Annotated in this window: 9 protein-coding genes; 7 read left to right on the top strand and 2 right to left on the bottom strand. The window is 67.8% G+C overall.

Annotated elements, in window-relative coordinates; genetic code table 11:
• Positions 1–2 precede the first annotated feature (2 nt).
• A complete protein-coding gene (sdhC, locus tag IE262_RS10490) occupies positions 3–824 on the bottom strand; it encodes a succinate dehydrogenase subunit SdhC (protein ID WP_189873056.1) in 822 nt (273 codons plus the stop codon).
• Positions 825–914: 90 nt separating this feature from the next.
• On the bottom strand, positions 915–1,205 hold the full coding sequence (locus IE262_RS10485) for an Rv0250c family protein (RefSeq protein ID WP_134029361.1): 291 nt from the start codon (positions 1,203–1,205) through the stop codon (positions 915–917).
• Positions 1,206–1,575: 370 nt separating this feature from the next.
• Between IE262_RS10485 and IE262_RS10480 the strand changes: the two genes are divergently transcribed.
• The 7 genes from IE262_RS10480 (at position 1,576) to IE262_RS10450 (ending at position 12,712) form a co-directional block, all read left to right on the top strand.
• Positions 1,576–3,795 (top strand): ABC transporter family substrate-binding protein, encoded by a 2,220-nt coding sequence (locus IE262_RS10480; RefSeq protein WP_189873054.1) that lies wholly within the window; start codon positions 1,576–1,578, stop codon positions 3,793–3,795.
• Positions 3,796–4,175: 380 nt separating this feature from the next.
• Complete coding sequence (typA, locus tag IE262_RS10475; protein WP_134029365.1) at positions 4,176–6,092, top strand: translational GTPase TypA; 1,917 nt, start codon at positions 4,176–4,178, stop codon at positions 6,090–6,092.
• A gap of 371 nt (positions 6,093–6,463) precedes the next feature.
• Positions 6,464–7,501: an ABC transporter permease gene (locus tag IE262_RS10470; RefSeq protein WP_134029367.1), complete on the top strand. Its 1,038-nt coding sequence runs from the start codon at positions 6,464–6,466 to the stop codon at positions 7,499–7,501.
• Between the two features lie 100 nt (positions 7,502–7,601).
• A complete protein-coding gene (locus IE262_RS10465) occupies positions 7,602–9,398 on the top strand; it encodes an ABC transporter substrate-binding protein (RefSeq protein ID WP_134029369.1) in 1,797 nt (598 codons plus the stop codon).
• 108 nt (positions 9,399–9,506) lie between these two features.
• Entirely contained in the window at positions 9,507–10,484 is a 978-nt protein-coding gene (locus IE262_RS10460) for an ABC transporter permease (protein WP_134029371.1), read from the top strand.
• A gap of 10 nt (positions 10,485–10,494) precedes the next feature.
• A complete protein-coding gene (locus tag IE262_RS10455) occupies positions 10,495–11,556 on the top strand; it encodes an ABC transporter ATP-binding protein (protein ID WP_134029373.1) in 1,062 nt (353 codons plus the stop codon).
• 13 nt (positions 11,557–11,569) lie between these two features.
• Positions 11,570–12,712, top strand: a complete 1,143-nt coding sequence (locus IE262_RS10450; protein WP_189873052.1) for an ABC transporter ATP-binding protein — start codon at positions 11,570–11,572, stop codon at positions 12,710–12,712.
• Positions 12,713–12,754: the final 42 nt, after the last annotated feature.

The following is a 12,754-nucleotide window of genomic DNA, read 5'->3' as shown; positions in this document are numbered from 1 at the left end:
CACTAGAAGAATCGCGGATCGTCGAAGGCGCCGGACGCGACCAGGTAGACGTAGAAGTCGGCGAGCGCCACGCTCACCAGCGACGCCCAGGCGAGCTGCATGTGCCGGGCGTTGAGCTTCCCCACCCAGGTCCACATCCGGTAGCGCACGGGATGCTTGGAGAAGTGCTTGAGCCTGCCGCCGACGATGTGCCGGCACGAGTGGCAGGAGACGGTGTACGCCCAGATCAGCACGATGTTGACGAGGAACACGACGGTGCCGAGGCCCATGTGGCCCCACTCGTGGTGTTCGTTGCGGAAGGCGAGCACGGTGTCGTACGTCAGGATCCCGGCGACGAGGATCGCGGCGTAGAAGAAGTACCGGTGGATGTTCTGCAGGATCAGCGGGAAACGGGTCTCGCCGGTGTACTTCTTGTGCGGCTCCGCGACCGCGCAGGCCGGCGGTGACGCCCAGAACCCGCGGTAGTAGGCCTTGCGGTAGTAGTAGCAGGTCAGGCGGAAGCCCAGCGGGAAGATCAGGATGATGATGGCGGGGGAGATGCCCCACCAACTGCCGAAGATCGCCCAGTTGGGCCCGCCGGGCATGGGTTCGCACCGCTCCGCCAGACAGGGCGAGTAGAAGGGCGAGACGTAGGGCGAGGCGTAGTAGTGCGCGTCGGCGAAGGCCCGCCACGTCGAGTAGACGATGAACGCGAGCAGCCCGGCCGCGGTGGCGGCGGGTGCCAGCCACCAGCGGTCGGTCCGCAGGTGCGGGGCGGCGATCGCGGCGCGTGTGCCGGTGCGTACACCGCCGCTGTTCAGATGGGGTTCCGTTCCAGTGGCCAACTTGGGACGCACCTTCTTGTCGGGGCTCACACCCTTGTGAGGGCTCGGTTCGCCTCCGGGGCGAGCCCCTTCGGCTCATTCGCGGTCGGGTCAGGGCGCGTGGCGGTCGCGGGCGCCGAGTCCCTCGTCGTCCGAGTCCGTCCACAGGGTCCTGTCGTACGGGGTGTCGGGGATGGTGACGAGTTCGGGACGCCGGGGCTGTTCGAACCCGGGGGCCGCGTCACGCAGCAGGGCGACGCTTTCGCGCAGGTGGTCGGCGTCGGCGCGGACCCGGCGCATCTCCAGCCCGTCGCCGCCGAAGTGCTGCTCCAGGCGGCCAAGGGATCGGAACAGGTCGTCGAGACAGCGCTGGACCGATGTCAGTTCATCGTGCACGGACATGACGTGACCTCGCTTCCGGGGGCTCTCGGGCCCTGGGTGGCAACGTTCATGCGCCTGCGAGTGTTGCGCGTCACACAAGCCCCTGGGAAGGCATGTGCACGGATTCGCGGATCGCAACCCGGTGAACGCGCCTTCGCGCGCCCCGGGCGCGCCCCGGGGGGCACGGGGCCGTTGCGCCGCCTGGGTGGGCTTGCCGCCGCCTCTCGTCGTGTCGCCGCGTCCACTCGCTCTCTCTCGCCTTCAGTGGGGCCCATCCGTCTGATCGATCCGATCAGCGCTATATCGCCCAATATACCCCGAATGTGATCAAAATGACCTTGTCCTCCGTGGCGACAGCGACGGAGCGTTACGCCGACACCCGGAGGTGGCAGTGAAGGCCGACGACCGAGTCGGACCGCGCGCGGTGCTGCGCTCGGTCGCGTTCCTTGCCGCGGGCGTGCTCGTGGCGCCGGTGCTCACCGCGTGCAGCGAGGAGGACCCGGCCGGCAAGCCCCTCGCCGGGCAGGACATCGCGCCCGCCGAACGCAAACAGGTCGCCGACGGGGGCACCCTGCGCTGGGCCGTGGACGCCGTGCCGGAGACGCTCAACGTCTTCCAGGCGGACGCCGACGCCGCCACCACGCGGGTCGCCGGCGCCGTCCTGCCGTCGATGTACCGGCTGGACGCGAACGGCCGCCCGGAGCGGAACGCCGACTACCTGGAGTCCGCCGAGATCGTCGAGCGCGAGCCGAAGCAGGTCGTGCTCTACAAGCTCCACCAGCAGGCCGTCTGGAGCGACGGCCGCGAGATCGGCGCCGCCGACTTCGCCGCCCAGTGGCGCGCCCTGTCCGGCAAGGACTCCACGTACTGGACGGCCCGCAACGCCGGGTACGACCGGATCGAGAAGATCGAGCGCGGGGCCAACGACCTGGAGGTGCGCGTCACCTTCAAAAAGCCGTACGCCGACTGGAAGTCGCTGTTCTCGCCGCTGTACCCGAAGGAGGTCACGTCCAGCCCGGACGCCTTCAACGACGGTACCCGGCGCAAGCTGAAGCTCACCGCGGGCCCCTTCGCCCTCAAGTCCGTCGACCGCAAGGACGGCCAGGTCACCCTCACCCGCAACCCGCTCTGGTGGGGCCGCCCCGCGAAGCTGAAGGAACTGGTGCTGCGCGCCGTGCCGCGCGACGAGCGGGCGGAGGCGCTGGCCGACGGCAAGGTCGACGTCGCGGAGGTCGACGCGGAGGACGCCCGGCGGATCGACCGCGCCGGACGGGAGGGCGGCAAGGGCGCCGGGGGCAGCAAGGAGCCCGAGGGCCGCAAGGGCGCGTCCGTCGCCCACGGTCCCGCCACCGGGGTCACCTCCGCCAGGGCCCTGCGTTCCTGGGCGGTGGCGCACGGCTCCGACGAGAAGGCCGCCGAGGAGGAGGCCGGCGTCCGCCGCAAGCGGGGCAGGATGATCTCCGAGTACACCGCGCAGCAGTCCGCCCTGCGCGGCTTCGAGGTCCGCAAGTCACTGGAGCCCGCGTACACCCAGCTCGCCCTCAACGGTTCCGAGGGCCCCCTCACCGACGAGCGTGTCCGCCGTGCCGTGGCCCGCGCCCTGAACCGCAAGCAGCTCGCCGACGTCGTCCTGAAGCCGCTCGGACTGCCCCCCGTCCCCGTCGGCAGCCACGTCGCCCTCGCCGGCCAGGCGGCCTACGCCGACAACAGCGGCGCCCTCGGCGGCGAGGACACCAAGGAGGCGAAGGCCCTGCTCGCCGACGCCGGGTGGGTGCTGGGCGGACCGGTCAAGAAGGAGAAGAAGGCGGCCGGAGCCGAGGCCGGGAAACACGACTCCGAGAGCTCCGAGGAGTCGGGCTCCCCGGACGGCGAGACGTACGTCGTCGGCGAGGACAACAAGTCGGACGCCGACGAGGCCGACGGGAAGAAGACGCCCGGACAGCTCGCCGGGGACAGCAAGCGGTACAAGCCGGAGCTGGAACCGGACAGCGCCGCGGGCATGTATGCCCCGGAGGGCACCGCCGCGCCCGCCGAGGGAGTGAAGGGCCCGCTCGCCAAGGACGGCAAGGCGCTCAGCCTGCGCTTCGTGCTCCCGTCCGGGGCCGGCTCGGAGTCCCTGCGGGCCGTGGGCAGACGGATCGCGGGGATGCTGGAGCGCGTCGGCATCCGCACCGAGATCACCAAGGTCCCGGAGACCAGCTACTTCAAGGACCACATCGCGAACGGCGAGTACGACCTCGCGCTGTACTCCTGGCCCGCCTCCGCCTACCCCGCCACCGACGCCCGCCCCATCTACGCCAAGCCCGTCCCGGGAGCGGACGGCTCCCTGACCATCGAGCAGAACTACACGCGCGTCGGCACCGACCAGGTCGACCAGCTCTTCGACCAGGCCATCGCCACGCTCGACGAGAAGGAGTCCCGCTCCCTGATCCGCAAGGCCGACGCCCGCATCTGGGCGGCCGCCGGCTCGATCCCCCTCTACCAGCGCCCCCAGCTGGTGGCCGCACGTACGAATCTGGCCAACGTGGGAGCCTTCGGCTTCGAAACCCCGGTATACGAGGACATGGGCTTCTTGAAGAACCCGGGCAAGCCGGGCCCGAAGCACTCGTAGGAGTACGGGGCGGCGGGTGCGCTGAAGTGGCGGCACCTGGAGATGCCGGGCGCGCCCAGGTCTCTCAAGGGGCGCGGGGAACGTCGCGATGCCTTCGAGCCGCGCGGGCAACCGCGCGGCCTTTAAGGGGCGCGGGGAACTGCGCGACCAGCCACAACACACCCGCAGCCGCCCACATACCCAGACCCGGCAGACGAGACCGCACAGCCCCACCCCACCGTCGAGTTCCTCACAAAACAAGGCCCCCCACACCTCCCGGCCAAGCCCAGCGGCAGCGCCCCCGTACCATGGGGTGAGGCCGTGGCGTGTCCAGCCCGGCAGGCCCCGCGGGACAACGACTCCGCGAGGCCGTCCACACACCCCGGGAGATACGCCGCACCATGCCTGCGTCCATCCAGCGTCATGACATCCGCAATGTCGCCATCGTCGCCCACGTCGACCACGGAAAGACGACGATCGTCGACGCCATGCTCAAGCAGGCGGGCGCCTTCGCCGCGCACCAGCTCGACTCCGTCGACGACCGCGTCATGGACTCGAACGACCTGGAGCGTGAGAAAGGCATCACGATCCTCGCCAAGAACACCGCGGTGAAGTACCACCCGAAGGACGGCGGGGACCCGATCACCATCAACATCATCGACACCCCCGGCCACGCCGACTTCGGCGGCGAGGTCGAGCGCGGTCTGTCGATGGTCGACGGGGTCGTCCTCCTCGTCGACGCCTCCGAGGGCCCGCTGCCGCAGACCCGCTTCGTGCTGCGCAAGGCCCTCCAGCAGCGCCTGCCCGTCATCCTGTGCATCAACAAGACGGACCGCCCGGACTCCCGTATCGACGAGGTCGTGAACGAGACCTACGACCTCTTCCTCGACCTGGACGCCGACGAGGACCAGATCGAGTTCCCGATCGTCTACGCGTGCGGCCGTGACGGCATCGCCTCGCTGACGAAGCCGGAGGACGGCACGGTCCCGGCCGACTCCACCAGCCTGCAGCCGTTCTTCTCCACCATCCTGGAGCACATCCCGGCCCCGACGTACGACGAGGACGCCCCGCTCCAGGCCCACGTCACCAACCTCGACGCCGACAACTTCCTTGGCCGTATCGCGCTGCTCCGTGTCGAGCAGGGCGAGCTGCGCAAGGGTCAGACCGTCGCCTGGATCAAGCGGGACGGCTCCGTCAGCAACGTCCGCATCAGCGAGCTGATGATGACCGAGGCGCTCACCCGCAAGCCCGCCGAGAAGGCCGGCCCCGGCGACATCTGTGCCGTCGCCGGCATCCCGGACATCATGATCGGCGAGACCCTCGCGGACACCGAGAACCCGGTCGCGCTCCCGCTGATCACGGTCGACGAGCCCGCGATCTCGATGACCATCGGCACCAACACCTCGCCGCTGGTCGGCCGCGGCGGCACCGGCAAGGGCGCCGACGCGAAGGCGGCCGTGAAGGACCGCAAGGTCACCGCCCGCCAGGTCAAGGACCGCCTCGACCGCGAGTTGATCGGTAACGTCAGCCTCCGCGTGCTGGACACCGACCGGCCGGACGCCTGGGAGGTCCAGGGCCGTGGCGAGCTGGCCCTCGCCATCCTGGTCGAGACCATGCGCCGGGAGGGCTTCGAGCTGACCATCGGCAAGCCGCAGGTCGTCACCAAGGACGTCGACGGCAAGGTGTACGAGCCGGTCGAGCGCATGACGATCGACGTGCCCGAGGAGCACATGGGCGCCGTCACCCAGCTCATGGGCGTCCGCAAGGGCCGTATGGACAACATGTCCAACCACGGCTCGGGCTGGGTGCGCATGGAGTTCGTGGTGCCCTCGCGCGGCCTCATCGGGTTCCGGACCGAGTTCCTGACCCAGACCCGCGGTACGGGTATCGGTCACTCGATCCACGAGGGCTTCGAGCCCTGGTTCGGCGCCCTCCAGACCCGTAACAACGGCTCCCTGGTGGCCGACCGCGCCGGTGCCGTGACCGCCTTCGCGATGACGAACCTCCAGGAGCGCGGCGTCCTCTTCGTCGAGCCGGGCACCGAGGTGTACGAGGGCATGATCGTCGGCGAGAACTCGCGCTCCGACGACATGGACGTGAACATCACCAAGGAGAAGAAGCTCACCAACATGCGGTCCTCGACGGCCGACGTGGCCGAGTCGATCGTCCCGCCGCGCAAGCTCTCCCTGGAGCAGTCCCTGGAGTTCTGCCGCGACGACGAGTGCGTCGAGGTCACTCCTGAGGCGGTGCGCATCCGCAAGGTGAACCTGGACGCCCGCGAGCGCGCCCGCGCCGCGAGCCGCGCCAAGCACGGCTGACACTCCCGACCGGACGTCTGCGACGACCCGGTTCCCGCACTCCGGGGACCGGGCCCTCGCTGTGTGCGTATTTTTGTCGTAACTGGGCCGTGGGGCGCTGTTCGGATATCGGTGATCCTGCGATCAGGTTTCGGACATGTAAACAAAAAACCCTCCGCGAATGTCCGTTTCGCGAAGTTCTGGTGGGAGCTGTCAAGCGCGCTTAGGTGTCAATCTTTGCAATTTTTGCTCAAAATATGGACGGTAGGGAGATCCCTATGCCTTCCGCCCTTGACGCGCGTTGACTCGCTTGGCGAAAGTTCCCCCAAACCACAGAACCCGCCGGTATCTGTGCTGCGCTCAACTCTCCATCCCCCGGGGGAAGAACACACATGACCAGTCCAACCAAGGCCGAGGGCTCGGGCCCGTCGGTCGCCTTGGACCCCGAACTGGCCTCGACCACCGAGGCCGACAAGCCCAAGAAGCTTGAGGGTCGCTCCCCCGGCCAGCTGATGTGGCAGCGCTTCAGGCGTGACCGTACCGGCATGATCTCCGCCGGGGTAGTGATTTTCTTCTTCGTGGTCTCCGCGCTGGCGCCGGTGATCTCGTCGCTGTACGGCAAGAACCCGTACACGCTGTACGCGCAGGAACCCGACTACCCCTTCCTGCTCGACGACTTCGCCATGCCCACCGGGACGTTCGGTGGTGTGTCGGGCGAGTTCTGGTTCGGCGTCGAACCCAAGCTGGGCCGCGACGTGTTCACGATGCTGCTCTACGGCATCCGCAACTCGCTCTACATGGCCCTGGTGCTGACCACCCTGTGCGTCGTCACCGGTGTCCTCATCGGCCTGGTCAGCGGCTACTTCGGTGGCAAGGTCGACTACTGGCTGGGCCGGGTCACGGACTTCTTCCTGTCGTTCCCGAACCAGCTGTTCTTCATCGCCTTCATGCCCATCGTCACCGCGATGTTCGTGTCCCCGACGGACGAGACCCCCACCTACCTGCGCGTGGTCGCGATCATCCTGGTGATGTGGTTCCTGGGCTGGATGAGCCTGGCCCGGCTCGTACGAGGCTCCGTGCTCTCCCTGCGGGAGCGGGAGTTCGTCGAGGCGGCCAAGGTCTCGGGCGCCTCGCGGTGGCGGATCGTCCGCAAGGAGATCCTCCCGAACGTCGTCACCCCGATCCTGGTGCAGGCCACGTACACGCTGCCCAGCTCCATCCTGAACATCGCGTTCCTCTCGTTCGTCGGAGTGGGCCTCGTCGAGCCGACACCCGACTGGGGCCGGATGTTCGCCATCGGCGCCGACACCTACGAGCAGGACCCCGCGTTCCTGCTGTTCCCGGGTGCGGCTCTGGTGATCTTCATCCTCGCCTTCAACCTTCTCGGTGACTCCGTCCGAGACGCGTTCGATCCGAAGACCGGACGGTGACGTCCATGAGCAGGGGGGTGGCTGCCTCCCCTGACGCCGGGCAACCGGATGGCCAGGCAGCACTTCTGGATAACAACCGACAGGTAGGTGCAACCGCATCATGAAGCCCATCCGATCGCGCTCTGTGAGAGCCATAGCCATCGCCGCGGTGGCCGGCTCGCTCGCGCTCACCGGCTGCTCCAGCAACAGCGGCAAGGAGGGCAAGGACCAGTCCAAGTCCAAGGACGACGCGGCACAGCAGTCCAAGCCCGTGGAGTACGGCGACGCCAAGGCCTCCACCGGCCCCGCCGCGCCCGTCGCCGGAGCCAAGCCCGGCGGCACCATCAACGTCTACATGCAGTCGGACATGTCCCACATGGACCCGGGACAGATCTACGTCAGCGACGCCGGACAGTTCTCCAACCTGGTGCACCGCGGCCTGACGAACTTCCAGGAGGACGAGAACGGCAACCTGACCGTCGTCGGTGACGTCGCCACCGACTCCGGCCAGTCCTCCGACGGCGGCAAGACCTGGACGTTCAAGCTCAAGGACGGCATCAAGGACGAGGACGGCAACGTCATCACGTCCAAGGACGTCCGCCACACCATCGAGCGCCAGTACGCGAAGTTCATCTTCGACGGTCCGACCTACGTCCAGACCTGGCTCTCCGGTGCCGACTACCGCAAGGCCCTGCCGGACGGTCCGTACAAGGGCAAGCACCTGCCGGACTCCGTCCTGGAGACCCCGGACGACAAGACGGTCGTCTTCCACTTCGACCAGCCGCGTCCCGACCTGCCGCAGGCGCTCGCCATGGCCGGTTACTCCATCGTGCCCGAGAAGCAGGACACGAAGGAGAAGTACGACAAGGCTCCGGCCGCGCTCGGCCCGTACAAGGTCGCCGACTACAAGGCGGGCAAGTCGCTGAAGCTGGTCAAGAACGACCAGTGGGACCCGAAGACGGACGTGGTGCGCCACCAGTACGTCGACGGCTACGACTTCACCACGACGATCGACCAGACCAGCCAGACCAAGCGTCTGATCGCCGACCAGGGCGAGGCCAAGAACGCGATCCAGTGGACCGACTCGGTCGACCCGGCGCAGATCCAGGACGTCGTCACCGACCCGGCGGTCAACAAGCGCACCATCAAGGGCTACCAGCCCTACGTCTGGCAGATGAGCTTCAACCTTGACAAGATCAAGGACAAGAAGATCCGCGACGCCATCACGTACGCGATCCCGAGCCAGGCCATGATCCAGGCCGACGGCGGCAAGTACGGCGGTGAGCTGGCCGGTGGTCTGTTCGCCCCGACCCTGCCCGGCTTCGACCCGAAGTACGACCCGTACGGCAAGCTCAAGAAGCCCAACGGTGACATCGCCAAGGCCAAGGAGCTGCTGCAGGAGGCGGGCGTCAAGGACGGCACCAAGCTCACCTACGCGTACTCCAACAGCCCGCGCGGCCAGGCGCAGCAGGTCATCATCAAGGACGCGCTGGCGAAGATCGGCTTCGACGTCCAGGCCAAGGAGATCGACCGCGCCACGTTCTACGAGCAGATCGGCAAGCTCGACAACCCGTACGACCTCTACATGACCGGCTGGGGCCAGGACTGGCCCTCCCAGTCCACGGTCGTGACCCCGGTCTACGACGGTGAGCAGATCGCCGACGGTTCGCCGAACTACTCGCACATCAACGACCCGCAGGTCAACAAGCTGATCAAGGAAGCCCTGAAGCTGGAGCCGGCCGAGGCCGCGGCGAAGTGGGAAGAGGCGCACCACCGCATCGTCGAGGAGATCAACCCCGCCGCCCCGGTGTACTACTCGAAGCAGATCCAGCTCTTCGGTTCGAACATCGGCGGTGCCAAGTACAGCACCGAGTCGAGCTACATCGACATCGACGATGTGTTCCTGAAGCAGCCGTAAGCAACAGCCACGGCTGATCCGTGGGGGTGCGCGCCAGGCGGAGCGCACCCCCACGGGCACCCCATCCCCTCACCGCACCGCCGCTTCCGAAGAGAGCAGCCGCCCGCCATGCTTCAGTTCCTCATCCGCAGGTTGATCGGCGCCGTCGTGATCATGTTCTTGATCGGCGCGTTCACGTTCTTCCTGTTCTACGCAGTTCCCCAGGACTTCGCCGCCCTCTCCTGCGGCAAGAACTGCTCGCCGGAGAACATCGCTGTCATCCGGGAGAACCTCGGACTCGACCAGCCCATCACCACACAGTTCTGGAACTTCATGGTCGGTATCGTGGCCGGCCGGGACTTCGCCGTCGGGCACTGCCCGGCCCCGTGCCTGGGTGTCTCCTTCAAGACCGGTGACTTCGTCTGGGAATCCATCATGGACCGCTTCCCGCTGACGCTGTCGCTGACCATCGGCGGTCTCATCATCTTCCTGCTGTTCGGTCTCGGCACCGGCATGCTGGCCGCCTGGAAGCGCGGCACCGTGGTCGACAAGATCGCCAGCGGTGCGTCCATCGTGCTCAGCTCGTTCCAGATCTACCTGCTCGGCCCGATCGTGCTCGGCATCCTCGTCTACCAGACGGGCTGGATGGAGAACCCCAAGTACGTGCCGTTCACCGAGGATCCGGCCGCCTGGTTCATCGGGCTGCTCATACCCTGGGTCGTGATGGCCACGATCTTCACGGCGCAGTACACGCGTATGGCGCGCTCGACCATGATCGAGCAGCTCCAGGAAGAGCACGTCCGCACCGCGAGGGCGAAGGGCATGTCGCGCAAGTACGTGTTCTTCCGCTACGCCTGGCGCGGTTCACTCATCCCGATCGTCACCATCATCGGCATGGACCTCAGCTCGCTCCTCGCGGGCGGTGTGGTCACCGAGTTCACCTTCGACCTGGCAGGCCTCGGACGGCTCGCCGTGGAGTCGTCGGTGACCAAGGATCTGCCGCTGACGATGGGCGCCATGCTGTTCGGGGCCTTCTTCATCCTGATCCTGAACATCCTCGTGGACATCGCCTACGCGTTCATCGACCCGCGCGTGCGCCTCAGCTAGGAGAACGACCGTGACCACACTGACCAAGACCGAAGACGCGCCGAACCCGACAGGGTCGGACGCCTTCCTCTCGGTCCGCGATCTGCGGGTGCAGTTCTCCACCGAGGACGGCATCGTCAAGGCGGTCGACGGCCTCTCCTTCGACGTCGAACGCGGCAAGACCCTGGGAATCGTCGGTGAGTCGGGCTCCGGAAAGTCCGTCACCAACCTGACGATCCTCGGGCTGCACAGCACCCAGACGACCAGCATCGACGGCGAGATCGTCCTTGACGGCAAGGAACTGATCACCGCCGGCGAGAAGGAGATGGAGAAGATCCGCGGCAACAAGGCCGCGATGATCTTCCAGGACCCGCTGACGGCGCTCTCGCCGTACTACACGGTCGGCCGGCAGATCGCCGAGCCGTACATGAAGCACACCGGTGCCTCCAAGAAGGAGGCGCGGCAGCGGGCGATCGAGATGCTGGCCAAGGTCGGCATCCCGCAGCCCCAGACGCGTGTGGACGACTACCCGCACCAGTTCTCCGGCGGTATGCGCCAGCGCGCCATGATCGCCATGGCGCTGGTCTGCGACCCCGACCTGCTGATCGCGGACGAGCCGACCACCGCCCTGGACGTGACCGTCCAGGCGCAGATCCTCGACCTGCTCAAGGACCTCCAGCAGGAGTTCGGCTCGGCGATCATCTTCATCACCCACGACCTCGGCGTCATCTCCGACATGGCCGACGACCTGCTGGTGATGTACTCCGGTCGGGCCGTGGAGCGCGGCACCGTCCGTGAGGTGCTGCGCAACCCCCAGCACCCCTACACCTGGGGCCTGCTGAGCTCGATGCCCCGGCTCGGTGGCGACACCGCGCAGGCGCTCACCCCGATCCCCGGGTCCCCGCCCAGCCTGCTCAACCCCCCGTCGGGCTGCCCCTTCCACCCGCGCTGCACCTTCACCGGCGAGGTGACCGGCAACCGGTGCGCCGAGGAACGGCCGACGCTCGGCGTGGGACGCGCCTCCGCGTGCCACCTGACGGCGGAGCAGAAGCAGACCATCTTCATCGACAAGATCCAGCCCCGGCTGCGCTAGGGAGATCCGAGACATGAGCGACAACCTCACCCTCCCCGAACAGCAGGGCGCCACCGGTACGTCGGTCGAGACCCTCCTTGAGGTCGAGGGCCTCACGAAGCACTTCCCGATCTACGGCGGCTTCCCGATCAAACGCAAGGTCGGCGCCGTGCAGGCCGTCGACGGCGTGGACCTGACCGTGGGCGTCGGGGAGAGCGTCGGTCTGGTCGGCGAGTCGGGCTGCGGCAAGTCGACCACCGGCCGGCTGATCACCCGGCTCCTGGAGCCGACCGGCGGAAAGATCAGCTACGCGGGCCAGGACATCACGCACGCCTCCCGCAGGCAGCTGGCCCCCGTCCGGTCCGAGATCCAGATGATCTTCCAGGACCCGTACTCCTCGCTGAACCCGCGGCAAACCGTCGGCACGATCATCAAGTCGCCGATGGAGGTCAACGGGATCAACCCCGAGGGCGGCCGGGAGAAGAAGGTCCGCGAACTCCTGGAGCTCGTCGGCCTCAACCCGGAGCACTACAACCGCTTCCCGCACGAGTTCTCCGGCGGCCAGCGCCAGCGCATCGGCGTCGCCCGCGCCCTGGCACTGAACCCCAAGCTGATCGTCGCGGACGAGCCGGTCTCCGCGCTGGACGTGTCGATCCAGGCGCAGGTGGTGAACCTCCTCCAGAAGGTCCAGGAGGAGATGGGCATCGCCTTCCTGTTCATCGCGCACGACCTGGCGGTGGTCCGGCACTTCTCCCAGCGTGTGGCCGTGATGTACCTCGGCAAGGTCGTCGAGGTCGGCGACCGGGACTCCATCTACAACCGGCCCCGCCACCCGTACACCCACGCCCTGCTCTCTGCGGTCCCCGAGGTCGCGGTGGACGACGAGGCGGACGACAAGGAGCGCATCCGTCTCGCCGGTGACGTGCCCTCGCCGATCCACCCGCCGTCCGGCTGCCGCTTCCGCACCCGCTGCTGGAAGGCACAGGACAAGTGCGCCTCCGAGGAGCCGCCGCTGATCCAGCTCTCCGGCAACCGCGAGGGCCACCTGACGGCCTGCCACTTCCCGGAGGACCCGACCACGGAGCCCCGCGCCGAGGACGTGGTGATGGACCCGGCGCTGAAGGCGCTGGAGGACGGCGAGACGGAGGAGCCCGCGGCGAAGACCGCCGGGGACTGACGAGGGGCGTCCCTGCCCGCACAGGGCAGGAGACGGGCGCGG

It is taken from the genome of Streptomyces bluensis (genome assembly GCF_014650715.1).
Lineage (GTDB): Bacteria > Actinomycetota > Actinomycetes > Streptomycetales > Streptomycetaceae > Streptomyces > Streptomyces bluensis.
Note: the sequence above shows the minus strand (reverse complement) of the source record. Positions and strands in the feature narration are given on the sequence as shown.